We start from the raw sequence: 24,182 nt of genomic DNA, 5'->3' as shown, positions 1-24,182 counted from the left end.
CTTGTTTAAAGGATCTTTTTTTTGTATACTTAAAGTAAAGAACACATACAAATTGGGTAAAATATTTGTATATTACATTTATTTGGAACGATGGAGGAATTATGGAGATTGTAAATAAAATTATTGATAATGTAAACAAGGTTATAGTAGGCAAAAGTGAAGAAGTAAAGCTTGTCCTTATAGCGCTTTTATCTGGTGGACATGTCCTTATAGAGGATGTTCCTGGAGTTGGAAAGACATCGTTAGTAAAGGCATTGGCTAAATCCATAAGTGCAGATTTTAAGAGGATTCAGTTTACGCCAGATTTATTGCCGTCAGATGTCATTGGAGTTTCCATATACAATCCTGAAAAAGGCATCTTTGAATTTAAACAAGGACCTATAATGAGCCAAATTCTTTTGGCAGACGAAATAAATAGAACGTCTCCCAAGACACAATCAAGTCTTTTAGAAGCTATGGAAGAAAGGCAGATTACAGTTGATGGAAGTACTTACCATTTGCCTCGACCATTCATGGTAATCGCCACGCAAAATCCGATTGAATACGATGGAACATACAGATTACCCGAAGCACAGTTAGACAGATTTATGATTAGGATAAGCTTAGGGTATCCAGATGTGAAACATGAAGTAAACATGCTTAAAATGTTTGAAGCTTTAGATCCATTGGAAGATTTGAAACCAGTAGTATCAATTAGAGAGATTTTAAAGATGCAAGATGAAGCAAAATCTGTGTATATTGATGATAGCATATTGGCTTACATTATAGACATAGTGAACAAGACGAGAAATTCAGATATGGTGCTTTTAGGTGCAAGTCCAAGAGCATCTTTAAATTTGATGAAAGCAGCCCAAGCGAAGGCGTTTATAGAAGGGCGCAATTACGTATTGCCGGATGATGTAAAATATCTATGCGTGCCAGTTTTGTCTCACAGGATAATATTAAAAAATGAGCTAAGATTTAATAGCGTAGATGAGAAAAGCGTCATAAAAGATATTCTGAATACGACAAAAGTTCCGGTGGTAAGAAAGTATGCGTAACTTCATTTTATTATTGTCATTTACAATTGTTTCTTTTCTATTTGCAGTCTTTACTGGCGGTGAAATACTGTATTATATTTTTTTTGCAGATGTAGTTTTATTGTTGCTGAACTTTTTATATGCAGCAATAGGCATTTTATCTTTATCAATAGAAATCGATACTGAAAGTACCGAAATCCATGTTGACGATAAGATCAAGTACAGTATAAAGGTTAAAAATAAATTGTTTTTGCCACTGGCGTTTGTGTCAATTGATGAAAATAATAAAAACTTTTTCCCTATCACTACAAATTTGAATCCATTTCAGAAAAAAGTTATTAAAAGAAATGTTTTGTTTAAAAAAAGAGGGATATATACTGTTGGCCCGATTGTGGTAAAGATAAAGGATCCTTTCAGCATATTTCAGATAAAGATGACAGTTAATAGGAAATATAATATAGTGGTGTATCCTAAGGCATACGATGTTGCCTTTGATTTGCCTTTAGCTTCAGAAGTAGGTGGATTTGCAAGCCATGCTAAGCAGTTTGAGGATTATACAAATTTGGCAAATTTAAGAGAATATGTGGACGGAGACAGCCTCAAAAAGGTTCATTGGCGAATATCAGCAAAGTTGCAAAGATTATATGTAAAAGAGTACCAACATACAGCTTTAAGTGAAATTGTTGTGTTGTGGGATTTGTGCAAGAATCATTATAAAGCAGATGACGGAACTATAGATGAGATGACTGCCGAGTGTGTGCTTTCACTGGTAAAATATTGTCTTACAAACGGGCTTCCTGTAAGGCTTGTTGATTATGAAACAAATAGACCATTAGCTCAGTGCAGCAGAGTAAATGATTTTAGTATAATTAAATTTTGGACTTTAAAATTGTTTCCTATTTATGAAATGGATTTTGGCAGAAAATTGTTTGAGTACGTAAGCTGCGTTCCAAAAGATTCCACCATAGCTATTATTACTCCTTCCATTGATGAAACATTATTGGCAGTTTTGTCTCAAATCAATATTAATCAAAACATCGTAGTATTTTATACCAACAAAGATAAATTGGATGAAAAAACGGAAAATGGACTGGAAAATTTGGGGATAAAACTTATATCTTGGAGAGATATGTATGAGGGTGTACACATGGAAGTTCAATATAATTGAGTATATTATGACGTCATTATTGACGCTAATTCTTTCGCTTTCAGTATTTGTTGGATTGAATTTTAAAGTAGACATAGTAGAAGTAGTTTCTTTGATTTTGGCGTTTGTGGCGTTTTTGACTATTTTCTTAAGAAGACCGCAGCTTGTAGTCGCTTCTTTGTCTATTTTCATATTAGTTGATTTGTATTATTTTTACATGAGAAAAGATGTGCTTACTAAAGTCGTATTAGAAATTGATAAATACGTTAATTGGTTATATATATACATGGGTGAGTCAAGCTGGCCTGAAGGATTTAGTCAGTTGACAAACAAGTACTTTTTTACTACAGTCCTGTTGGGTGTTTTTTTAATTTCGCTTATTATTACTTTTTTAAACAGGATTTTAAAGAGTTATTTTTTGACCATGTTATTTGGCATACTTGTATTAGTTTTTCAGTGGTACAATTACGTAGACAAAGCATACGTTTATTTAGTATTTTATGTAGCAGCAAGTTTTATAAATATGTCAGTAGTCAACTATCAAAAAGCGGGAAATGGAAAAGCTTCCATCGCAAGTCTTCTGATTATCGTAATTTTGTTTTCATCTATAAGCACAGCTATCGCATACACAATGCCGAAAAATTTTCATCCTGTTGTGTGGCAGACACTAAATGATAAATTTTACGCTGCATTTCCATTTACAAAGACATGGAGAAATGGCATAGGGAGTACAAGTGATGTAAACAACTTTACAACAGATTTCAGTTCATTTTCTCAAGATTTAGGTGGGCCAGAAACTGTAAGTGATCAGGTGGTGATGAGGGTAAAAGCTGATGAAAGTCTGTATTTAAGAGGAGAAGTGTTTGACACGTATGAAAACAATAAATGGACTAATTCAGTTGTTCAGCACAGTTTTGGACGTGATAATTACTTTCAACCGGAATTTGATAAGAACATTAAATACACGATCAAAAATGTTGAGATTTATCCTGTTGCAATGAATACAAATATTATTTTTTCGCCTTGGCAGCCTTACCATGTAAATATCAGCAATATATACGATAGAAGTACATTAACCATGACGACAGCAGGCAGACATGTAAAAAGTTGGTATAGAGTACAGTATTACAAGACGGAAATAAGTGCAAGTTCTCTGGAAAAGGACAAGGTATTAACTGGCAGTGACATGAGCATGTACCTACAGTATCCTTCCAGTCTTCCAGAGAGGGTGAAAGAACTTGCGTTAAACATCACAAAGGATAAGAAAACTGATTATGACAAAGTAAAAGCCATTGAGCAGTACTTGAGAAATACTTATAAATACAACCTGGATGTACCTGATACGCCAGTGGGGAGAGATTTTGTTGATTACTTCCTTTTTGACTTAAAACAGGGGTATTGCACATACTTTGCAACGTCAATGGTTATAATGCTTAGGACCATAGGGATACCTGCCAGATATGTTGTAGGATTTAAGATGCCTTCACAACCTGTATCAGGTAGTGAATACGACATTAAAGAGTCTTATGCACATGCATGGGTTGAGGTGCCTTTTCAAAACAGTGGTTGGGTGACATTTGAGCCGACGGCAATTTATCAAGAGACTTACGCAGGTGCATCTTCAGTCAATAATAGCGATGTGTCAACAGTACAGAAAAATAATGATAGCAGCACTGTTCCTCTTACTAAGTCAAATACCAACCAAAATGTGGCTCAGAATAAGTCTTTAGGGAGTTCGTCCCAAAATAGCACTTCCAACAAAAACACGCATAGAATGGTACTATTTGTTGCCTTGTTTCTTTTGTTAGCTATGTTTACAGCTATCAAATATATTTTGTTAAAAAGACGTCTTACTTCAAGAAGAAGTGCCTTTTTGCACTATTACAACAAAATTTTAAAGAGACTTGAAAGGAGAGGGCTTAAAAGATTTGACAATGAAACTACTGTAGAGTTTCAAGAGAGAATATTGGATATTGGTTTTTCTGACTTCGACAAGATTACAAAAATTTATAATGATTTGGCGTACGGCAATATGGAACCGTCAGAAGAAGATATCATATATATAAAGGAGTATCTTAAGAGAAATATGGGTCATAAAAAGTTTAGTGGGAATAAACCGGGTGATTTGTTTAATTGACATTAATATGTTATCGAATATATAATATATGTGGAGTTGTTATTATTTCTCCTGATAGGAGGCTTGCTGATGGTTTTAAGTTACGAGCCCGGAGTAAAAAGCAGAATTATGGTTTGCGTTACTCCGCAAAAGAGCTGCCAAAGGCTTGTTGAAAGAGGAGCAGAGAGGGCGAAAGAGACAAATGGGGAATTTTGCGTTGTGTATGTGAATAAAAACAATGATATATATAAAGATTTGAAAGAACACAAGATCTTAATCGAGCTCTTTGAGATGACTCAGAAATTAGGTGGTAGAGTATCCATATTGGTTGGCAAAAAGATTTCAGATGCTTTGGCTGAATTTGCTGCTGAAAACGATATTACAGAGATAATAGTAGGCAAATCATTGAGATCTGCCTTTGACGTATTGATTCACGGAGACGTGATAAATCCTCTTATAAAACGGGTTGAGGAGAAAAATATAATTGTTGAAGTCATAGAATGACAGTCATTCTATGACTTTTTTTCTTTAATTTAATCTACTAAGTTTATAGGATTTTCCGAATTATTAGTGTATAATTATTATGAGCAAGTACTAAAATTATATTAGTTTACAATTTTGCCTCAAGAGGTGAGCTTTTTGTTCAATGGCCTTATAGAAATAATAAAGACGATGAAAATAAATGACATCGTAGATATAGCGATAATAGCTTATGTAACGTACCGCCTTATATTAGTCATACGAAAAACCAGAGCCGAGCAACTATTTAAGGGAATCATAATTCTTTTAATACTTACAAAATTAAGCGAGTGGCTGCAGCTTAGAACAGTCAATTATATATTAAGCAATGCAATGACTGTTGGCGTTATAGCACTTTTAATAGTATTTCAGCCGGAACTGAGGAGAGCATTAGAATCCCTCGGTAGAAGCGAGTTTATTAAGAGAAACTTTTTTATAATAAACGATGAAGTCCAGGATATAGCCGATGTCATAAGCGAGATATGTGATGCTGTTCAATTTTTATCCAGATCTAAAATAGGTGCTTTAATTGTTTTGGAAAGAAATACTGGTTTAAATGAACTCATAGAAACTGGCATATCTTTAGACTCCAAAATATCCAGTGAGCTTCTCATAAATACCTTTATACCAAATACTCCCCTTCATGACGGAGCGGTTATAATAAGAGGCGATAGGATAATGGCTGCTGGGTGCTTTTTGCCACTTACTGACAACCAGAATTTAAGCACTGAGCTTGGCACAAGGCACAGAGCTGCCATAGGTGTAACAGAAGTATCAGATGCCGTATCAATCATAGTTTCAGAAGAAACCGGCACTATATCACTTGCTCAAAACGGAAGGATATCAAGGCATTTGGATATAAAGACTTTAAAAGAAGTTCTTTTGAGTATGTTTAAAGTAAAAGACAGCAAAGGCTCTAACTGGTTTAAATGGGGGAATAAGCATGCTGAGTAAAAATCTACCTATAAAGATACTTTCGGTTGTAATAGCATTTATATTATGGCTTTATGTGATGGGTGAGAAGAACCCGGAGATATCTTATGATGTAAGCAATATTCCTGTAAATATAGTGAATGTCAATACGCTTGACAAGAAGGGATTGACTCTTATAGGAGATAAAAATTTCTCGGTGACAGTCAAGATTAAAGGACGAAGAAGTGACGTGATGAATGTAAGACCTTCAGACATACAGGTTGAAGCAGACGTCAGCAGGATAATAACAAAGGGAATAAATGTTGTGCCTGTTGAAGTAAGTTCACTTCCTAAAAATGTGACATTTGTCTCTGCGAATCCTTCGGAGATAAAGCTTGATGTAGACAAAGTCTCACGAGTACAAATGCCGGTGCACGTAAAGGTCAATGGGGCCGTAATGGATGGTTTTGCTATGAAGCCTGCTGTGGCGACTCCTGGTGAAGTAGTGATTACTGGTCCTGAAAGCAAAGTGAATTTGATAAAGGATGTAGTAGCACAAGTTGATATGGCAAATAAATCAAAGGATGTAAGCATTTCTGTCCCTGTTGAACCGGTAGACAGAAATGGCAATGAAGTCAAGGGTGTAGATGTGAATCCCGGATATATTAAAGTGGATATAGATGTGAACAAAGCCATAAGAGTACCTGTAAATGCAAAAATATTTGGCAAACCTATGGATGGATATGATGTTGCACAAGTAAGTGTCTTGCCTGAGTACGTTTATGTGACAGGAGATGATTCTATATTAAACAACATCAAAAGCGTTGACACTAAGCAGATAGACATATCTGGCAAAAATGCCTCTGTCACTGAAAACGTGCCTTTTGACCTTCCAAATGGCGTTAGCCTTGTGAAAAGCGATGGCACCGCAAAAGTTTTTATAGATATTGAAAAGGTAGTTACAAATAATATCACTATAAGCAGTATAGACGTTAAAGGTGGCGACAACAAAAATGTCACTATTTTAAATCCAAATATCGTAGTAACTGTCACTGGCCCAGAAAATGTAGTAGATTCGGCTACTTCCAATGATTTTAGCGCTTATGTAGATGCTACAAATGCAACTACAGGCACACAGACATTGCCAGTAAATGTGACGACGAATTTGAATCTAAAGATAGTCAAGGTAAATCCACAATCTGTGGACGTCAATATTCAATGATCTTCATTTTATAAAGAGGATGATTAAAATGGATTTTAAACGACTTACCGTAGTTCTTGGGCATTATGGCACAGGAAAAACAGAAATAACTATAAATTACGCAAGGTATATAAAGACATGTGGATATGATGTAGACATAGTAGATCTTGATATAGTAAATCCATATTTTCGCCCAAGAGAAGTTAGAAAAGAGCTTTTAGATGGATGGGGCATAAAAGTAATTGGTGTGGATGAAAAGTACATGAATGCTGACATGCCGGCATTATCAAGAGATATATACAGCGTCATACAGGATGGTGAAAAGTATGCTGTATTTGATGTAGGAGGCGATGATGCAGGAGCAATCGCATTTGGGCAATATCACAATATATTAGCTGATAAAGATGTAGATGTGTTTTTTGTAATAAATGTGAACAGGCCGTTTACAAAAGATGCAGAATCTGCAATAAAGTACATGACTCTTGTAGAAAATGCGGCAAGAATTAAAGTGACACATCTTGTAAATAACACACATCTGTCGTACGAGACGATGGCAGACGATGTAATAAAAGGGCTTGAAGTGACTGAAGATGTATCAAGGAAAACAGGAATACCCATTAAGATGACAGCCGCTAAAAGAGATGTGGCTGAAAAGCTTAAAAATATGGGATATGACGTTTTCCCTATAGATCTTTACATGAAAACACCTTGGAATAAAATATGATGGAGATGATGAAATTGAAGCAAGTCATATTTAACGAAAACTTGTGCAAAAGCTGTGAACTATGTGTTGAAGCATGTCCAAAACACATAATAGAAATGGACAAAGACAAACTAAACGTAAAAGGATACCATCCAGCCATGATAAAAGAAGAAAATATGGAAAAATGCATAAGCTGCGGATTCTGCGCAATAATGTGCCCAGACACAGTCATAACAGTTATAAAATAAGAGGGGGATATAGATGGCAAAAGTACTCATGAAAGGAAATGAAGCGTTGGCTGAAGCTGCAATACAAGCCGGTTGCAGGCATTATTTCGGATATCCAATAACACCACAAAACGAAGTAACAGCGTACATGGCAAAAAGAATGCCAGAAGTAGGAGGAGTATTCTTACAGGCAGAAAGCGAAGTATCAGCAATAAACATGGTATACGGAGCAGGAGGAGCAGGAGCGAGAGTCCTCATAACATCCTCAAGCCCAGGGATAAGCCTGATGCAAGAAGGAATATCATATATAGCAGGAGCAGAAGTACCATGCGTAATAGCCAACATAATGAGAGGCGGACCAGGCTTAGGAGGAATACAGCCATCCCAATCAGACTACTTTCAAGCCACAAAAGGCGGAGGACATGGAGACTACAAGCTCATAGTCTTGGCCCCATCAACAATACAAGAAATGGCAGAATTAGTACAACAAGCATTCCACATAGCTGACAAATACAGAAACCCTGTAATGATATTAGGAGACGGAATGCTAGGCCAAATGATGGAACCAGTAGACTTTGACATCCTAAAAAAAGAAGAAAACAAAATAGAAGAAAAACCATGGGCCACAACAGGCAAGGGAACAAGAAACAAAAGAAACATCATAAACTCATTAGAATTAGACCCACAAATATTAGAAAAACACAACATAGAAATATTCAAAAAATACCAAAAAGCAGCAAAAGAAGAAGTACGATATGAAATGACAAACTGCGAAGAAGCAGAAATAATACTTGTAGCATACGGCACAATAGCAAGAGTCGCCAAAAACGCAATCGAAATAGCAAAAAGAGAAAACATCAAAGTAGGCTTAATAAGGCCCATATCACTATGGCCATTTCCAGAAGAACCATTCAAAAAAACAAAAGACCACGTAAAAGCCTACCTAACCATAGAAATGAGCATGGGACAGATGATAGAAGACGTAAAAATAGCAGTCAACGGACAAAAAGAAGTCTACTTTTACGGAAGAGTAGGAGGAATGGTACCAGAACCCATGGCGATATTAGAAGAAATCAAGAAAATAAGGGGGAAAAAATGATGACAGTAGTATTTCAAAAAACAAAAGGACTAACAGACACACCATTTCACTACTGTCCAGGCTGCACGCATGGCATAGTCCATAGACTTGTAGCAGAAACAATGGAAGAATTAGGAGTATTAGACAAAGCAATAGGCGTTGCACCAGTAGGATGCGCAGTATTCGCCTACGAATACTTCAACTGTGACATGCAAGAAGCAGCCCATGGAAGAGCACCAGCAGTAGCCACAGGCATAAAAAGAGTACACCCTGACAAAATAGTATTCACATACCAAGGAGATGGAGACTTAGCAGCAATAGGAACAGCAGAAACAGTACACGCAGCAGCAAGAGGAGAAAACATAACAGTAATATTCATAAACAACGCCATATACGGCATGACAGGAGGCCAAATGGCACCAACATCACTGATAGGGCAAGAAACCCTCACAACCCCGTACGGAAGAAAACCAGAAACAAACGGATACCCAATAAAAATGTGTGAAATGCTGTCAACATTAGAAGGAGCAGCGTACATCGAAAGAGTATCAGTGTACGACGTAAAACACGTATTAAACGCCAAAAAAGCGATCAAAAATGCATTCAAAGCCCAAATAAACAAAAAAGGCTTTTCAATGATAGAAGTCCTGTCAAGCTGTCCAACAAACTGGGGCATGTCACCAAATGAAGCACTAAAATGGATAAAAGACAAGATGGAGCAATACTATCCATTAGGTGTATACAAAAACACCTTAGAGGAGGAAAAATAACATGGAAGAGAGGATCATATTTGCAGGATTTGGTGGACAGGGCATCATGTCGATGGGGCTTATAATGTCATACGCAGGAATGATGGATGGGAAAAACGTATCATGGCTTCCGTCGTATGGACCAGAGATGAGAGGAGGCACAGCCAACTGCCATGTTACCATATCTGACGAACCAGTAGGTTCGCCCATAATAAATGAGGCAACTGTAGTTGTGGCGATGAATAGGCCTTCTTTAGAAAAGTATGAACAAGATATTGTAAAAGGTGGATTGCTGCTTATAAATAGCTCGTTGATTACTATAGAACACAAAAGAAGGGATATTGAAGTATACAGAATCCCTACAAATGATATTGCAAATCAACTGGGAAATCTCAAAGTGGCTAATTCAATCATGATTGGGGTTTTGATGGGTTTAAAAAACATGATCAGCGAGGCTGCTATTAAAATTTCGTTTGGCAAGGTTTTTGAAGGCAAAGAAAATCTCATACCTTTAAATATAAAAGCATACGAAAGAGGCAAAGAATTTATATCTTCTATATCTTCTCAACTTGTGGCAAGATAAAACCTCCCATTGTGGAGGTTTCATTTTTAAAGAACTTTTTTTGCTGTTTTATCTATTATAGTTATAGGTGATATGAATGATTTTGTACTATTTTATTAAGGTTATTACTTTAGCGATTATATCCCTATTTTTTGGACTCAACGTAGATTTATTAGATGATTTGCCGGATGGACCATGTATATTTGTGGCTAATCACAAAAGCATATTAGACCCTGTAGTCCTTATGGATTCCATCGATAGAAGAGTTTTTTTCATAGCCAGTAAAGATTTGTATAAGATACCTATTTTAAATTTTATTTTAAGCGCTTTAGAAACAATACCTATCAAAAAAAATTCTGCAGATGTAAACGCGTTAAAGAAAGCCATCAAAATGCTTGATGATGGACGATCTATTGCTTTGTTTCCAGAGGGAGGAATATCACTTGACAAAAGTGTAATAAAAATTTACAAAGGTGCCATGTATATCTCATGCAAAACAGGATGTCCAATTGTACCTGTAGGCATAAGAGGAACTGATGGCGTATTGCCTATGGGAGAGTACTTTCCACATGCAGGAAAGATTTCTGTAACGATAGGTAGAAGCATATACCCAGATATGTCGATAAATAAAAATGATTGCTTGGATAAGATGGCTTATGAAGTGTTAAATTCATTAAATAGCCTTATAAATAATCATGATTTAAAATAGCTGTGATGGATTGAGGTAAATTATTCATAGGATTTGCTCATATATTAAGCATACTTGCGTTAAATTGCAATGGGCTTATTAGTGTGATAAAATATTATCGTATGATTTTTTGATACTGAAAGGAATGGATTATATGGCTAGATTATTTGGCACAGATGGTGTAAGAGGGATTGCCAACAAAGATCTTACGCCACAACTTGCATTTGAGCTTGGAAGAGCTGGCGCATACGTCCTAACGGAATGTTCAAGAAGGCCAAAAATTTTAATAGGACGAGACAGCAGAGTGTCTGGAGATATGCTTCAGAGTGCATTGACAGCGGGACTTACGTCTGTTGGAGCAGAGGTCATAGATGCTGGTATTATACCTACGCCTGCTGTTGCATATTTAACAAGACATTATAAATTAGATGCTGGTGTTGTCATTTCAGCGTCACATAATCCTGTGGAGTACAATGGCATCAAATTTTTTAATAAAGATGGATATAAGCTTCCTGATGAAGTAGAAGACAAAATAGAGAAGATAATAAATGAAAAAAGCCAGTTGCCAACACCTACAGGCTTGGATGTTGGAAATGCAGTAGAAAGTAAGAGTGCACAGAGGGATTACATCGAATTTTTGAAATCTACTATAGACTGTGATTTAAAAGGACTTAGAGTAGTTTTAGATTGTGCATACGGCGCAAGCAGCACAGTTGCACCGATACTTTTTCACGAATTAGGCGCAGACGTGATATTATACGGTTCACATCCAAATGGAGAAAAAATAAATGTCAAATGTGGATCTACAAATCCAAAAGTGCTTCAAGAGATCGTGGCTGGAACAGGTGCTGATGTAGGATTTGCTTTTGATGGTGATGCAGACAGGCTTATTGCTGTTGATGAAAATGGCGATGTTGTGGACGGAGACCACATAATGGCTATGTGTGGTATACATCTTAAAAATACAGGAAAACTAAATAAAAATACAGTTGTCGTTACGGTTATGAGCAATATAGGATTAGACATAGCATTAAAGCAAAATGGAATAGATGTAGTAAAGACAAAAGTTGGAGATAGATATGTCTTAGAGGAAATGGTGAAAAATGGTTATTCAATAGGCGGTGAACAATCAGGACACATAATTTTCCTCGATCACAACACAACAGGCGATGGCGAGATAACTGCTTTAAAAGTAGCAGAATTGCTCGTTAAAAGTGGTGAAAAGATGTCACAATTGGCCAATGTCATGGTATCATATCCGCAAGTTTTGATAAATGCAAAAGTTAAAAATGAGCTGAAATATAAATACATGGACGATGAAGATATAGCTAGAGAGATAGAAAAACTCGAGGAAGAGATGAAAGGAGAAGGTCGAGTCCTTATAAGACCTTCAGGAACAGAGCCATTAGTGAGAGTGATGGTAGAAGGTAAAGATCAAGAAAAGATAGAATCAATGGCCAGAGAATTGGCAAATTTGATTGAAAAGAAGTTAGGATAACTATGTCAATAAAGGAGGTATTATTACTTCCTTATTGATATATTAAATACTTTGAAAGGGGGAATGCCTATGAAACACACAACTGAATAAAAGCGCCTGGGCTTAGGGGAAACTCTAAGTTGACGAGGACAGGGTTAATCGAGTTATCGGCGGATGCCCTGCGGCTTCCTGCGGCCGATAGAGAACCGGGAAAACCATGGGTGACCATTGGCATAGAGCGGTTTGAGCAGGGATAACTTAATAAAAATACTGAGAGGAGACATTTACTATGTGTGGAATTGTTGGATATATTGGTGATGAACAGGCGACACCAATATTAGTAGAGGGACTTAAAAAGCTGGAGTACAGAGGATATGACTCAGCAGGAATAGCTGTAATAAATGATGGCAACATAAATATAAAAAAGGCAAAAGGCAGAATAAGCCAGCTTGAAGAATCATTGAAAAAGGAGAATCTTTTTGGTTCCGTTGGAATTGGCCATACCAGATGGGCAACACATGGCGAACCATCTGATATAAATTCACATCCACATTTGTCACAGTCCGGGATAATTGCCGTTGTTCATAACGGTATAATAGAAAATTATCTGCCATTAAAGAAAAGGCTGATAGAGGAAGGTTACACATTTAAGTCAGAAACGGATACAGAAGTGGTGGCAAATCTTCTTGAGTACTATTACAAGGGAGATATAGTAGAGGCCGTTATGAAAGTCCTCGATAGAATAGAGGGATCTTATGCGCTTGGTGTACTTTCAAAAGACCATCCAGATATGATAGTTGCTGCAAGAAAAGATGCTCCACTTATAGTTGGCCTTGGAGATGGTGAAAACTATATTGCATCAGACGTGCCAGCCATATTGAGACACACGAGAAAAGTGTACTTCCTTGATGATAAAGAAATTGCGATAATTAAGAAAGACAGTGTCAAGATAATAGATGCATTTGGCAAAGATGTGCAGAAATCTGTATTTGAGGTAAAATGGGACGTTGAGTCGGCAGAAAAAGGCGGCTATGAGCATTTCATGTTGAAAGAAATCCATGAACAGCCAAACGCTATAAAAGATACATTAAGAGGACGCATAGTTAATGACAACGAAATAGTTTTGGATAAAGTAAATATAACAAAAGATGAAATTGACAAGATTGATAAGATATTCATAGTCGCTTGTGGAACGGCATATCACGCTGGTGTGGTTGGCAAATATGTGATTGAAAAGTTTGCCAGAATACCAGTAGAAGTCGATATAGCATCAGAATTCAGGTATAGAGAACCTATTATAAATAAAAATACATTGACGATAGTAGTCAGCCAATCAGGTGAAACTGCTGATACGATTGCAGCTTTAAAGGAAGCAAAAAGAAATGGCTCAAAAGTTATAGCAATTACAAATGTGGTGGGTAGCTCTATATCAAGAGAAGCCGATGATGTCATATACACTTGGGCAGGACCTGAAATTGCCGTTGCATCTACAAAAGCTTATACTACACAGCTTGTGGCGCTATACCTAATTGCTTTGGATTTAGCGCTTAAAAAAGGAACAATAGATAAAGAATATGCTAAAGCCATCTGCGATGAATTAAAGCAGCTTCCAGATAAAGCAAAGCACATACTTGATTATAAAGATGAGCTTCAAGAATTTGCGGCAAACCATTTTAATTCAAAAGATGTGTTCTACTTAGGAAGAGGTCTTGATTATGCTGTCGCTATGGAAGGCTCACTAAAGTTAAAGGAAATATCCTATATACACTCAGAAGCTTATGCGGCAGGTGAGTTGAAGCATGGCACATTGGCCCTTATTGAGGATGGCACGTTAGTCATAGCATTAGCAACTCAAGAACACCTTTTTGAAAAGATGCTAAGCAATATAAGAGAAGTTACAACGAGAGGTGGATACGTGCTTGCTTTTGCAATGAAAGGTAACAACCAATTAGAAGGTATAGTCGAAAAAGTCCTTTATATACCAAAGACTATGGAAGAAGTCGCACCAATAATAACAGTAATACCGCTACAGCTTTTAGCGTACTACATGGCAGTAGAAAAAGGCTGCGACGTCGACAAACCAAGGAATCTCGCAAAGAGCGTGACGGTTGAATAAAAATAGCAGATAAGTTGTAAAAAATGTATAATTCAAATAAAGTCCACTCCATGATAATAAAGTTGACTCTATAAAAATAAAGTTCGTTCCAAAATCCCGTAGTCGAAGCAGGAAAAATCCTGAACGGCTGCGGGATTTACTTTTTATTGAGTTTAGAGTTTAGGGGTAAGGGATAAGGCTGAAAGTATTGATTTTATTGGATTTGAATAGAGTATTGATAAAAGATATTGATTAAAACTTTCCACTTTTTCCTTTTAACTTTTCCCTATTTATGACACGACTTTTTTATCTAAAATGAGGCTAAAAACAGGAAGAAAATAGGAGATAGGTGTAAGGAAAATGGGTGATTTTTGACATGACTTTTTATCTGGAAGAAAATAGAGAAATAAGGTTAAGGTTAGATGGGACAAGGGTTTGAGGGGGGTGGGGGTTTGACATGAGTTTTTTATGTGTATACGCATGGAAGATGCTTCAAACTTTATGATATAATTTTAATATGGACCTGATGAAAAAGATGATATTACCTCGTTATAGAATTAAAATTTAAACTGGAGGTCAAACTTTATGAAATCAATGCTTTTTGAAATTAACAAGAAAAGATGGTTGACGCTATTTTTAGTAGCATTATCAGCAACAATATTTAGATTGATACTGCAGGCTTTTATCCCTTCAAGCGGCAATAATCCTTTTCCTCCGAGTGTAATAGTCAAAGCAGGATTATTAATCCCCTCGTTTACGATTTATGCATTAATAACCTATTTTTTATTAGCGGTAGTATTTGTCATAATACAGGGGCATCTACCAGGAACAAAGATTAAAAAAGGTTTAATGTTCGGTTTCTTATTCTGCATGATGTGGGGAATATACTTATTTGAGCCTTTACCTCATGTTTCAAGCACATCACTGACTGAACTTTTTGCTTATCCAATAGTGGATGGAATATCACTTGTATTTTTAGGATTGCTGTTAGGAAAATTTGTTGCCATAGATTCCCGATTGGTAGGGAAAGTATACATTAATTTTAACATTGTACCGTTAATAGCAATACCTGTATGCTTCCTGGCACTAAGAGTATTTTTTTATAGTATAGTTCATATTTATTCCTCTTTTACTACCAATCCGTTAGGAACAATGATATGGGCAGTTGCATCAGGTATCTGGATAGGGGTTTTGTATTTATTTCTCGGACAAGGCATTAAGATAGAATCTCCCATAGTGAAATCACTATTTTTTGGCATTATAGTATTCGGAATTAACCTTTTTCTTTTCAATTTTTTCATTACTTTGGTGTTTGAATCAGATATTGCTGATATAATCATAAGAACTATGGCAGACATCATATCTGTAACGATAGGAGTCTATATTTATGAGAAAGTTCATTTCCTCATGATTTCGGCTCATAGTAAATAGCAGGTATTCAGAAAATGTAAATAGTTAACATCAATGTAAAATAGAAGGATTTCATTGGCTATACTTTATTGTACATTTTAGCGGTGAACAGGTTAACAGGGGAAATGAAAAAGATGTATCGTGAGGTGGACAGGTTGGGAAAATTTAAAATACCGATATACATGCTTGTGATATTTATTAGCATATCAATTGGCTTGTGGATTTGGTTTGATAATGTGTTCTATTTTTTCAATTTCATGTATATAGGCTTTCTTGTGTCTTTCGGCATCTTTTTGCTGATAAAAAAATACAAATATTCAAGACAGGTTGTGCAATTTGGCGTGGGATTATATATGCTTGTCTATCTTGGGCTTATATGCCGTGAGAATATGCAGATTGAAGGTTTCTGGTACTACTTGTTCATGGGGGTATTTCAAGCAGCAGTAATACATTATGCTGTAGCCAAAATTATTGGCCCGCTGTTATTTGGAAGAGGATGGTGCGGATATGCCTGCTGGACTGCTGCGGTTTTAGATTTACTGCCTTATAAGATTCCTCAAAATCCACGCATAAAAAAACTTTCCTTTATACGGTATATCATGTTTTCAGGTTCTATACTATTTGTAGGCGTTTTGTTTCTATTAAATAATCCTGACATTGAAGTTGTGATGTTTTGGAGTTTTATTGCGGGGAATATCATATACTATGCAGTTGGAATAATAATGGCTTTCATACTGAAAGACAACAGGGCGTTTTGTAAATACATATGCCCTATAACAGTATTTTTAAAACCGGCAAGTTATTTTTCGCTGCTTAGGGTAAAAACAGACAGCAAAAAGTGTATTTCTTGCGGGAAATGCAAAAGAGTATGTCCCATGAATGTAGATATTTTAGACAACAAAAGAGGCAGGGAAAATGGAACAGAGTGCATTTTATGCATGGAATGTGTGAAAAGTTGTCCTAAAGGTGCTGTTTATTTTTAAACAGGTAAAATAAGCAGGAGTGGAAATGTCTGGGCAGTTAATAGAGTTAGGGAGCAGGATAGCATTTAAAATAATATTGTATAAAAATGAATTTAAGTAGAGGTGATACCGTGGCAAAACATGAGTTTGGAATAATAGATTCCTTTGAAGAAAACAAGTGGTATAGTGATTATGAACCTGAAAAATACAATTGTATTTCAGTTGATGATGATTTAATAGGAGAATTAACTATAAGATATGATGAAGAATTAATGGTAATAAAAACATATTTTATAGTTTCAACCCAGGTAGGAAAGGGATTAGATTATTGCGGTGTAACGCTTATCCCTCCAGAATCCCTCAAACAATTCAGGGATATTATTATAAAGCAAATAATCACTTCAAGGCAAAAGAACTTCAACTTCTCACTGAAAAAATAACTGAGGCTATAACAGGAAACAAGTATTTAATTCACTATGGGATATAACAACATTGCTCTCTAAAACCATGAATCCTCAGAACTTACCTCTATTTGAGGGCATTTAAGGTACATTACGGGATTAAAGTATGTTATGGGAATTTATAAACAGATATGAAAATTAAGAGAAAAATGTGGTATATATAGTTATTTGAAAGCCAAGATGTACAAATACCTTGACCCTAGAACCTTTTAATAAATAGGGCTATTAGGATTTTTTGAGTGCTTTGGAGATTTAGCGGTCTTTCCAAGGCATTTTGTCTTAATAGTCTGTATAAGTTAGTTTTTTGAAAAAACTTCTTTTAAGTGAATATTAAGCCCATCAAAAATTTGAGATGCAGCACAATCACTACCTTTGTAAATAGCAGCCTGTTTGTACTCATCTTCTTCTAATACATATACCTCAACTGTTTTAAGTTCTGGATTTACCATCCAATATTCATTTATACCAAATTCCATATAAGTACTGTATTTTCTTATTCTGTCATGGGCTTGATTAGAAGTGGAAATTATTTCAATAACTAGGGCTGGTACACCCTCATATGCGTTTTCCATTAATCCAGTTTTATCACAAATAACTATTAAATCAGGCTGAACTTTTACTTTGGTAGTTTTTTCTTTATTTGTTAACCAGACATCCAGTGGGGAGATAAATACCTCACAAGATTTGCCTCTGAAATAGTTTCGGAATTCTGCTGCGATGTTTAATAAAACCCGCTGGTGTTCTACTGACGGAGATTCGAGGTAAACTACTTCACCATCAAAATATTCTAATCTATGTTCGTTCTCTTTATCCATCTGCAAAAACTCTTCAAGGCTTAGAATTTTCTTTTCAAGAGTCATATTTTCACTTCCTTTCCAAAGATATTTTACGATATTCTATAGAGATGATACAAGGGGTTAAAGGATTAAAGGTTAAATGGATTAAGAATAAGTAAGGACATTTTAATTCTACCAATTAGTAGCAGCATCAGATTCATTATCTGAGTTAGATTTTAGTCCTTTTATGTAACCAAATAACATTTTGATAATTTCAATCAACATTTTATCTAAAGCATCGTATTGTTCCCTATTGATATAATCATTTTGATAGGCAGTAAGAAGATGATTTCTACATTCTCCTGCACTGCCAAGTGCGCTGTTGGCATGGAAGAGTTCCCTTTTTATGAATAATTGGGTATTTCCTTCGGCAATATTTGCTCCAATACTGCGGCTGGCTCTAATTAATTGGTCTGTAAGTCTATATTGCTCATATCCTGGAAACCCTTTAACCAATTCCCCTATCTCCTGCTCAAGACTATTTGCTTTCTGCCAAACCTTAAGCGTCCTAAAATCCTTTATTACTAAACTTTCACTCATAAAGTTCATCCTTTCAAATTTGGTTTTCCACATTATACGGATTGTTGGATGTAAGTCAAATTTTAATGCTAGAATTTTTGTAAAGTAATTATTGAAGGGTAAAAGGGTTAAGGGGCTATATAATACATTATTAATCCTTAGCCCATGTACCTTTTGCCTAATACCTAAACTAGTTTTTGTCGCTTAAAAATCTATTTAAGTATTGTAATATCAAGGACTTTTGGGAATTTACTAAATACATAATTATATATGGAAGGGTAAAGAGGAGAAGGAAAAGGATTTAGGGAAAAGATGATAAAAACACTTGAAAATGTATTTAGTAATTTTATATAAAATAATCGCCCATTAATAAAAAGGTATTTTACTAAATCAGAATCAAATACCTCCGTTACAATAAATTTGTTTGCTTACCTAATTTGATAGGTAAGCATTTTTTTGAGAAAAAACTTGAAATTATAAAAAATGTTTCGTTAGGATGCTAAAGAACATAAAGGAACCTTGCACTTTAATAAGGGCCTTTTAGAAACAAAATTAGAAAAGGAGTGCTGCATATGGATAACAAAATAATTATTGGAGTTGACCACGGTAACAGATTTATAAAATCTTCAGAAGGTATTTATTCATCAGGATATGTTGAAAGTTCAACTGCTCCAGTTATTACAGAAAATTTACTGTACTATAACGGAAAATATTACTCAATCGGAGGAAAAAGGGTTAAATATCACTACGATAAAACAATAGATGAAACTTTCTTTATCCTCACACTTCCAGCATTGGCTATGAGGCTAAGCAAAGAGGGAATAACAAGTGCAGACGTGATTTTAGGAGTTGGAGTACCATTATCCCACTTTCAATTAAAACAAAAGTTCATAAACTATTTTAAAAGAGATAATATTCATTTTACTGTTTATGTTACACTAAAAGTACCCCAGTATTTCAGTTGAAAAATCCCCCACTTTAAGATAAAATTTCTCTCATGAAATAAGATCATGAGGGAGCGGTGGAGTTGATATCATTGTTAAACAAACAAGAAATAATTTTATCATATATTAGAGATGGTAAATCTCAAAGACAGATATCTAGAGAAACTGGTATCGATAGAAAAGTTATCAGAAAGTATATTAAAAAATATGAAGAAAAGAGAAGGGACTTGATAAATGAAGGGAAAATAGATGGAAATACAGATATTCAAGAGATTATTGATGATATAGTTGAAAAGCCTAAGTACAATGTTGAAAACAGGCATAAAAGAAAATTAACTGAGGAAGTGATAAACCGCATAAAATTTTATCTTAGAGAAAATGAGCAAAAAAGATATTTAGGACAATCTAAACAACAAAAAAAGAAAATTGATATATATAATGCCTTAAGGGAAGAAGGCTATGACATTGGTTATACATCAGTTTGTCAAACAATAAATGAAATATTAAATGACCAAAAAGAAGCATATATAAAGGCAGAATATCAACTTGGGGATGTATGTGAAAGAAGTTAAGTTATTTATTAAAGGCAAGCTTAAAACATTTCAAATGGCTGTATTTACAAGCGCCAAAGGTAATTACAGGTTTGCAAAACTTTTTCCAAAACAAGATACTTCATGCTTTCAAGAAGCACATGCAGCATTTTTTGAAAACATAAAAGGCGTTTATCATACTGTAGTATATGACAACGCAAAAGTTATGGTCAAAAAATTTGTGGGAAGGAGTGAAAAAGAACCAACAGAAGGGCTTTTAAAACTATCAATATATTACTGCTTTAAATTTAGATTTTGCAATACATATAGAGGTAATGAAAAGGGACATGTTGAAAGAAGTGTAGAATTGGTAAGAAGAAAGGCATTTTCTAATAAAGATTGCTTTGACTCAATGGAAGAAGCTAATAACTATCTTTATGAAGTATGTAAAAAACTGAATAATACAAAAAATCATTTAAAAGACAACAAATCACCTGCAGAGATACTTGAAGAAGAGAGACCGTATTTGTTGCCCCAATTGCCACCATTTGATGCGGCAAGATGTGAAGACTTGCGGGTAGATAAATATTCAACAATAGTTATAGACTCATGTCATTATTCTGTACCGGATGCTTATGTCGGCAAAATCATATTTACAAAAATATATTCGCATAAAATACTATGCTATTACGGCAATGTAAAAATTACCGAACATGAGCGAATATACGGATTTAACGAATGGTCAATAAAAATAGAGCACTACTTGAATACACTAAAGAAAAAACCTGGGGCACTGCCGTCAAGTGCAGCGCTTAATCAGGCAGACCCAAGGTTGCAACAAATATACCATACCTATTATATCACTAAAGAGAAAGAATTTATAGATCTCTTGCAATATGTAGGTATAGTAGGTATACAAAAAATACTTGATGCTATTGAGAAATTAAGAAAAATAGATCCAATTGACATAACAACAGATAAAATAAAAATAATATGTGAAAGAAAGGTTGATGAATATATAGAAAATACAAAAACAAATAATGAAATAGAAGATAAATCGAAAGAAATGCTTTTAAAGTTCGGCAGCTTAATGCCTAAAGAGGCCGAAAATTTCAAAGAGGAGGCCGTCATTTAAAATGAACAAAAAAGAAATATCAAAAGAGATAGAACAATTTGCAACAAGCTTAAGACTACCAGGAATAAAAAAATACTTTCAGGAAAATGCAAAGGAGGCTGCGACAAGAGATATAAGCTATGAAGAATACTTATACGGATTGCTTCAAAAAGAATATGATCTAAGACAGGAGCATGCAAAAGAAAACCGTATAAGATTAGCTAATTTTCCATATAAGAAGTACCTAGAAGACCTAAAAGTAGAGTATCTACCAGATGATGCAAATAGAAAATTAAAGGTACTAAGTTCACTTGAATTTATTAAAAATGGACAAAATGTAATACTTGCAGGTAATCCTGGCACAGGCAAAACGCATATAGCAATAGGACTAGGCATAAAAGCTTGTTTAGCAGGATATAGAGTACTATTTACAACAATTCCAACTTTAATAAATCAATTAAAAGAAAGTAGGTCAGAGAAAACATTACACACTTTTGAAAACAAATTTGCAAAATATGACCTAGTAATAGCAGACGAACTTGGCTATATCTCTTTTGACAAAGAGGGATCTGAGCTTTTATTTACAAACTTATCATTAAGAGCAGGAAGAAAATCAACTATAATAACGACAAACTTATCATTTGAAAGGTGGGCTGAAATATTTCAAGATCCAGTGATGACAGCAGCGATGGTAGATAGACTAACGCATAAAGCCTATTTAGTAAATATGAATGGAAATTCATATAGACTTAAAGAAACGGAGGAATGGATAAAGAGTCAGAATATTGCTTAATTTTTTATACACTAAGTGGAGGAAAATTCGATTGAAATTTGGAGTATTTTTCACTTGACAAATGCACAAGGTCATACTTTTGCATGATATCAGGGAGGACTCTCCTAAATTCATAATTTTTTACTCCCTTCCTTATATAGCAGTTATCCACTTCTAACCTATAAGTCATAAGCATATCTTTTGTGCAGTAGCCATATGTTTTGATTTGATTCAATATAAAGTTTTCTATAGCATTCCTGATGTTTTCACTTCGCTTACTGTCTTTTACATTTACAAGATAGATTTTATTAGCAAACTCTTCTCCAAAGCAATTTTCTAAATATTTTTTACTCATACCTTTTATAGTAAAGCGGTATTCGAGCATTATTTTTGCCTTTTCATTTGCTATTTTAAAAGCCTCATTATAGTCAGGAACGGTGTAGAAGGAGATGCCGTTCTGAGAATTTTCTTTAGAAATTTGAAGAGCAGTTTTTCTTAGGTTTTGATTCACATCTTTGTATGGGATTTTATGCAAAAGTCCTAACGTGCAGAATAAATTGATATATTTATTTATATTTGGAGCATCCTTGTTCATTTTTTTTGCTAAATAACGGTTAGATAAGAAAAACAGACTTTCCCCTTTTACACTAAAGAATCGGTTGCTAGTGTCATCCTTCCCAATTTACAAAATATGCATCAGTATAGGGTAGCCAAACTTAATAATTCGGTTAAGGCTTGGGAACTCATCTTTCTTTTCGTCAAGTTGGCTTAAAAGCATAATGTTATTTTCGAACCTTTTATTCTGTTTATTTATCCAAGTTAAATCTTCTAGTTCAATATGAAAGTATTCAATCAATTTCCTTATAGCAGTTGAAGTATCACAGTTTTCTTTAATTTTAACAATATCAATAATATCAATGCCTTTCCCATCATTATGGCAAATGCAAACGGGAGAATTACAAAAATACTTGTAATATCCGCCGTTATTTTTTATGACAGCACTGGGGTTATTGTCATTGTGGAATATGCATTTAAAGTTTACATTAGGTTTTGCATCAATGCCCAGGTAATTTATTAAATCCTGCTGCTTTAAAAATGGAATTAAGTTCTCATACTGTATTTCTGAAGAGTAATAAACTCTACGGCTTTCTTTTTGCAGATTGCTGGTTTCAGCCCTCACAGCAACAGGTTTTAGTTCAGTACTTTCTGTATTACCGACCAACTCAATGATATTGTATCCTATGGCAGAGGCAATATCTTCTTGAGTATATTTTACATCTATATTTAGGTATATACACTTTATAGTAAATGGGTCTTTGGGGTTCTTTAAATGCTTATAATTTATTAGTCTTAAAACTCTATTTATATCCTTCACACTGCTATCAGCATGCTCTTTTCTTTCTTCAAAAGCAGCGAAATAGTCAATAAGTTTTTCTTGGAGTGGGGTAAATGCGTCCAAACTTTGCGGTTTCTCAAGGTCAAGAAGCCAGTAAACATGAAAACCGTTTTTGGTTTCTACAATAACGTTTGGATTTAGTTTAAAATTCTCCAATTTCTTTAGAAAAGCAATTTTATATTTCTCTATTTCTTCCTTGCTCCTATACTCATAAACAGTTTTTCCTTCAGAGTCTTTGAAGAGTTCCCCGTTAATGATTTTTGGAACTTTCCCAAAATCCATATCAATAAAGTGTGCATTTATTCTTTTGATAGAATTCTTTTCTTGTCCGCCGCTATTTACAACAAAATAAACACCGTAGCCCTGTTTCTGATATTTTATAAAAATCTTCTGAATAAGCGGATATTCTAAATCATCATCTAAAGTTAATATACAGTCAAATTTTTTTGCTATGTGCTTCTTTTCCTGAATAAGCCTAAAATATACTTTTTCATTTGGCTTTTTAAATAGTGATAAAAATTCAAAATCTGATATGCCTAATGCTTTACGATTTTCATAGTTAATTCTTGAATTCATTAAAACTCCTCCTTTTCAGAGGAGTCACTAGATATTATGTTTTCCGTTTACATTGAGGCATTTTCCCGTAGTATTTTTATAAATCTCCGCTTGAAAATAAGGTGTTTTCCGCTTTGATTAGCGACTCCATTGTTGATTTTTTAGTATTATAATTGCTGTGTTGCTGGAA

25 protein-coding genes are annotated in these 24,182 nt (G+C 34.8%); 21 read left to right on the top strand and 4 right to left on the bottom strand.

The features are described from left to right. The first annotated feature begins 101 nt into the window (after positions 1-101). From GSH73_RS11025 to GSH73_RS10945, 17 genes are all read left to right on the top strand, one after another. Positions 102-1,040: an AAA family ATPase gene (locus GSH73_RS11025; RefSeq protein ID WP_014757956.1), complete on the top strand. Its 939-nt coding sequence runs from the start codon at positions 102-104 to the stop codon at positions 1,038-1,040. Further along, on the top strand, positions 1,033-2,187 hold the full coding sequence (locus GSH73_RS11020) for a DUF58 domain-containing protein (RefSeq protein WP_014757957.1): 1,155 nt from the start codon (positions 1,033-1,035) through the stop codon (positions 2,185-2,187). Before GSH73_RS11025 ends, GSH73_RS11020 begins: the two co-directional genes overlap by 8 nt. Continuing rightward, positions 2,153-4,303, top strand: a complete 2,151-nt coding sequence (locus tag GSH73_RS11015; protein WP_014757958.1) for a transglutaminase TgpA family protein — start codon at positions 2,153-2,155, stop codon at positions 4,301-4,303. The genes GSH73_RS11020 and GSH73_RS11015 overlap by 35 nt, the downstream gene beginning before the upstream one ends. A 69-nt stretch (positions 4,304-4,372) precedes the next feature. Then, a complete protein-coding gene (locus GSH73_RS11010) occupies positions 4,373-4,786 on the top strand; it encodes a universal stress protein (RefSeq protein ID WP_014757959.1) in 414 nt (137 codons plus the stop codon). A gap of 135 nt (positions 4,787-4,921) precedes the next feature. After that, complete coding sequence (gene cdaA / locus GSH73_RS11005) at positions 4,922-5,755, top strand: diadenylate cyclase CdaA (protein ID WP_014757960.1); 834 nt, start codon at positions 4,922-4,924, stop codon at positions 5,753-5,755. Next, on the top strand, positions 5,745-6,935 hold the full coding sequence (locus tag GSH73_RS11000) for a CdaR family protein (protein WP_014757961.1): 1,191 nt from the start codon (positions 5,745-5,747) through the stop codon (positions 6,933-6,935). The genes cdaA and GSH73_RS11000 overlap by 11 nt, the downstream gene beginning before the upstream one ends. A 28-nt stretch (positions 6,936-6,963) precedes the next feature. Continuing rightward, positions 6,964-7,638 carry a hypothetical protein gene (locus GSH73_RS10995; RefSeq protein WP_014757962.1) on the top strand — a complete coding sequence of 225 codons (675 nt, stop codon included), beginning with the start codon at positions 6,964-6,966 and terminating at the stop codon, positions 7,636-7,638. A 14-nt stretch (positions 7,639-7,652) separates the two neighbouring features. Continuing rightward, positions 7,653-7,865, top strand: coding sequence for a 4Fe-4S binding protein (locus tag GSH73_RS10990; protein ID WP_038070181.1), 213 nt, complete (start codon positions 7,653-7,655; stop codon positions 7,863-7,865). 13 nt (positions 7,866-7,878) lie between these two features. Then, complete coding sequence (locus tag GSH73_RS10985; protein WP_014757964.1) at positions 7,879-8,943, top strand: 3-methyl-2-oxobutanoate dehydrogenase subunit VorB; 1,065 nt, start codon at positions 7,879-7,881, stop codon at positions 8,941-8,943. After that, positions 8,943-9,692 (top strand): thiamine pyrophosphate-dependent enzyme, encoded by a 750-nt coding sequence (locus GSH73_RS10980; RefSeq protein WP_014757965.1) that lies wholly within the window; start codon positions 8,943-8,945, stop codon positions 9,690-9,692. The genes GSH73_RS10985 and GSH73_RS10980 overlap by 1 nt, the downstream gene beginning before the upstream one ends. Position 9,693: 1 nt before the next feature. Then, positions 9,694-10,254: a 2-oxoacid:ferredoxin oxidoreductase subunit gamma family protein gene (locus GSH73_RS10975; protein WP_014757966.1), complete on the top strand. Its 561-nt coding sequence runs from the start codon at positions 9,694-9,696 to the stop codon at positions 10,252-10,254. A gap of 76 nt (positions 10,255-10,330) precedes the next feature. After that, positions 10,331-10,942, top strand: coding sequence for a lysophospholipid acyltransferase family protein (locus GSH73_RS10970; RefSeq protein ID WP_014757967.1), 612 nt, complete (start codon positions 10,331-10,333; stop codon positions 10,940-10,942). A 133-nt stretch (positions 10,943-11,075) separates the two neighbouring features. Further along, entirely contained in the window at positions 11,076-12,419 is a 1,344-nt protein-coding gene (gene glmM, locus GSH73_RS10965; protein ID WP_014757968.1) for a phosphoglucosamine mutase, read from the top strand. A 268-nt stretch (positions 12,420-12,687) separates the two neighbouring features. Beyond that, entirely contained in the window at positions 12,688-14,514 is a 1,827-nt protein-coding gene (glmS, locus tag GSH73_RS10960) for a glutamine--fructose-6-phosphate transaminase (isomerizing) (RefSeq protein WP_014757969.1), read from the top strand. Positions 14,515-15,078: 564 nt separating this feature from the next. Then, positions 15,079-15,924 (top strand): hypothetical protein, encoded by an 846-nt coding sequence (locus tag GSH73_RS10955; RefSeq protein WP_014757970.1) that lies wholly within the window; start codon positions 15,079-15,081, stop codon positions 15,922-15,924. A gap of 104 nt (positions 15,925-16,028) precedes the next feature. Beyond that, positions 16,029-16,886 carry a 4Fe-4S binding protein gene (locus GSH73_RS10950; RefSeq protein ID WP_038068908.1) on the top strand — a complete coding sequence of 286 codons (858 nt, stop codon included), beginning with the start codon at positions 16,029-16,031 and terminating at the stop codon, positions 16,884-16,886. A 110-nt stretch (positions 16,887-16,996) separates the two neighbouring features. Continuing rightward, entirely contained in the window at positions 16,997-17,305 is a 309-nt protein-coding gene (locus GSH73_RS10945) for a hypothetical protein (protein ID WP_014757972.1), read from the top strand. 317 nt (positions 17,306-17,622) lie between these two features. Here the strand turns inward: GSH73_RS10945 and GSH73_RS10940 are convergent, their stop codons facing one another. Continuing rightward, positions 17,623-18,186, bottom strand: coding sequence for a Uma2 family endonuclease (locus GSH73_RS10940; RefSeq protein WP_014757973.1), 564 nt, complete (start codon positions 18,184-18,186; stop codon positions 17,623-17,625). A gap of 108 nt (positions 18,187-18,294) precedes the next feature. Continuing rightward, positions 18,295-18,702, bottom strand: a complete 408-nt coding sequence (locus GSH73_RS10935) for a four helix bundle protein (RefSeq protein ID WP_014757974.1) — start codon at positions 18,700-18,702, stop codon at positions 18,295-18,297. A 551-nt stretch (positions 18,703-19,253) separates the two neighbouring features. On the opposite strand from GSH73_RS10935, the gene GSH73_RS10930 reads away from it, so the two are divergent. The 4 genes from GSH73_RS10930 to istB are packed head-to-tail and all read left to right on the top strand — an operon-like array spanning position 19,254 to position 22,062. Then, positions 19,254-19,646 (top strand): acetate and sugar kinases/Hsc70/actin family protein, encoded by a 393-nt coding sequence (locus tag GSH73_RS10930; protein WP_014757975.1) that lies wholly within the window; start codon positions 19,254-19,256, stop codon positions 19,644-19,646. Between the two features lie 56 nt (positions 19,647-19,702). Continuing rightward, on the top strand, positions 19,703-20,197 hold the full coding sequence (locus GSH73_RS13470; protein WP_201739041.1) for a helix-turn-helix domain-containing protein: 495 nt from the start codon (positions 19,703-19,705) through the stop codon (positions 20,195-20,197). Further along, on the top strand, positions 20,184-21,290 hold the full coding sequence (locus GSH73_RS10925; RefSeq protein ID WP_200866664.1) for a transposase: 1,107 nt from the start codon (positions 20,184-20,186) through the stop codon (positions 21,288-21,290). The genes GSH73_RS13470 and GSH73_RS10925 overlap by 14 nt, the downstream gene beginning before the upstream one ends. Position 21,291: 1 nt before the next feature. Next, positions 21,292-22,062, top strand: a complete 771-nt coding sequence (gene istB / locus GSH73_RS10920; protein ID WP_014757976.1) for an IS21-like element helper ATPase IstB — start codon at positions 21,292-21,294, stop codon at positions 22,060-22,062. 4 nt (positions 22,063-22,066) lie between these two features. Here istB and GSH73_RS10915 read toward each other — a convergent pair whose 3' ends face one another. Next, positions 22,067-22,636 carry a hypothetical protein gene (locus tag GSH73_RS10915; protein WP_014757977.1) on the bottom strand — a complete coding sequence of 190 codons (570 nt, stop codon included), beginning with the start codon at positions 22,634-22,636 and terminating at the stop codon, positions 22,067-22,069. Positions 22,637-22,723: 87 nt separating this feature from the next. Then, positions 22,724-24,013 carry a hypothetical protein gene (locus GSH73_RS10910; protein ID WP_014757978.1) on the bottom strand — a complete coding sequence of 430 codons (1,290 nt, stop codon included), beginning with the start codon at positions 24,011-24,013 and terminating at the stop codon, positions 22,724-22,726. Between the last annotated feature and the right edge of the window lie 169 nt (positions 24,014-24,182).

Origin of the sequence: Thermoanaerobacterium aotearoense (assembly GCF_009905255.1) — a bacterium.
GTDB lineage: Bacteria > Bacillota > Thermoanaerobacteria > Thermoanaerobacterales > Thermoanaerobacteraceae > Thermoanaerobacterium > Thermoanaerobacterium aotearoense.
Note: the sequence above shows the minus strand (reverse complement) of the source record. Positions and strands in the feature narration are given on the sequence as shown.

Bases quoted from the DNA above. Each gene is read 5' to 3' on its own strand.
- GSH73_RS11025 (WP_014757956.1), top strand. From the start codon at position 102: ATGGAGATTGTAAATAAAATTATTGATAATGTAAACAAGGTTATAGTA.
- GSH73_RS11020 (WP_014757957.1), top strand. From the start codon at position 1,033: ATGCGTAACTTCATTTTATTATTGTCATTTACAATTGTTTCTTTTCTA.
- GSH73_RS11015 (WP_014757958.1), top strand. From the start codon at position 2,153: ATGAGGGTGTACACATGGAAGTTCAATATAATTGAGTATATTATGACG.
- GSH73_RS11010 (WP_014757959.1), top strand. From the start codon at position 4,373: ATGGTTTTAAGTTACGAGCCCGGAGTAAAAAGCAGAATTATGGTTTGC.
- GSH73_RS11000 (WP_014757961.1), top strand. From the start codon at position 5,745: ATGCTGAGTAAAAATCTACCTATAAAGATACTTTCGGTTGTAATAGCA.
- GSH73_RS10995 (WP_014757962.1), top strand. From the start codon at position 6,964: ATGGATTTTAAACGACTTACCGTAGTTCTTGGGCATTATGGCACAGGA.
- GSH73_RS10985 (WP_014757964.1), top strand. From the start codon at position 7,879: ATGGCAAAAGTACTCATGAAAGGAAATGAAGCGTTGGCTGAAGCTGCA.
- GSH73_RS10980 (WP_014757965.1), top strand. From the start codon at position 8,943: ATGACAGTAGTATTTCAAAAAACAAAAGGACTAACAGACACACCATTT.
- GSH73_RS10975 (WP_014757966.1), top strand. From the start codon at position 9,694: ATGGAAGAGAGGATCATATTTGCAGGATTTGGTGGACAGGGCATCATG.
- GSH73_RS10970 (WP_014757967.1), top strand. From the start codon at position 10,331: ATGATTTTGTACTATTTTATTAAGGTTATTACTTTAGCGATTATATCC.
- glmM (WP_014757968.1), top strand. From the start codon at position 11,076: ATGGCTAGATTATTTGGCACAGATGGTGTAAGAGGGATTGCCAACAAA.
- glmS (WP_014757969.1), top strand. From the start codon at position 12,688: ATGTGTGGAATTGTTGGATATATTGGTGATGAACAGGCGACACCAATA.
- GSH73_RS10955 (WP_014757970.1), top strand. From the start codon at position 15,079: ATGAAATCAATGCTTTTTGAAATTAACAAGAAAAGATGGTTGACGCTA.
- GSH73_RS10950 (WP_038068908.1), top strand. From the start codon at position 16,029: ATGAAAAAGATGTATCGTGAGGTGGACAGGTTGGGAAAATTTAAAATA.
- GSH73_RS10940 (WP_014757973.1), bottom strand. From the start codon at position 18,186: ATGACTCTTGAAAAGAAAATTCTAAGCCTTGAAGAGTTTTTGCAGATG.
- GSH73_RS10935 (WP_014757974.1), bottom strand. From the start codon at position 18,702: ATGAGTGAAAGTTTAGTAATAAAGGATTTTAGGACGCTTAAGGTTTGG.
- GSH73_RS10930 (WP_014757975.1), top strand. From the start codon at position 19,254: ATGGATAACAAAATAATTATTGGAGTTGACCACGGTAACAGATTTATA.
- istB (WP_014757976.1), top strand. From the start codon at position 21,292: ATGAACAAAAAAGAAATATCAAAAGAGATAGAACAATTTGCAACAAGC.
- GSH73_RS10915 (WP_014757977.1), bottom strand. From the start codon at position 22,636: ATGAACAAGGATGCTCCAAATATAAATAAATATATCAATTTATTCTGC.
- GSH73_RS10910 (WP_014757978.1), bottom strand. From the start codon at position 24,013: ATGAATTCAAGAATTAACTATGAAAATCGTAAAGCATTAGGCATATCA.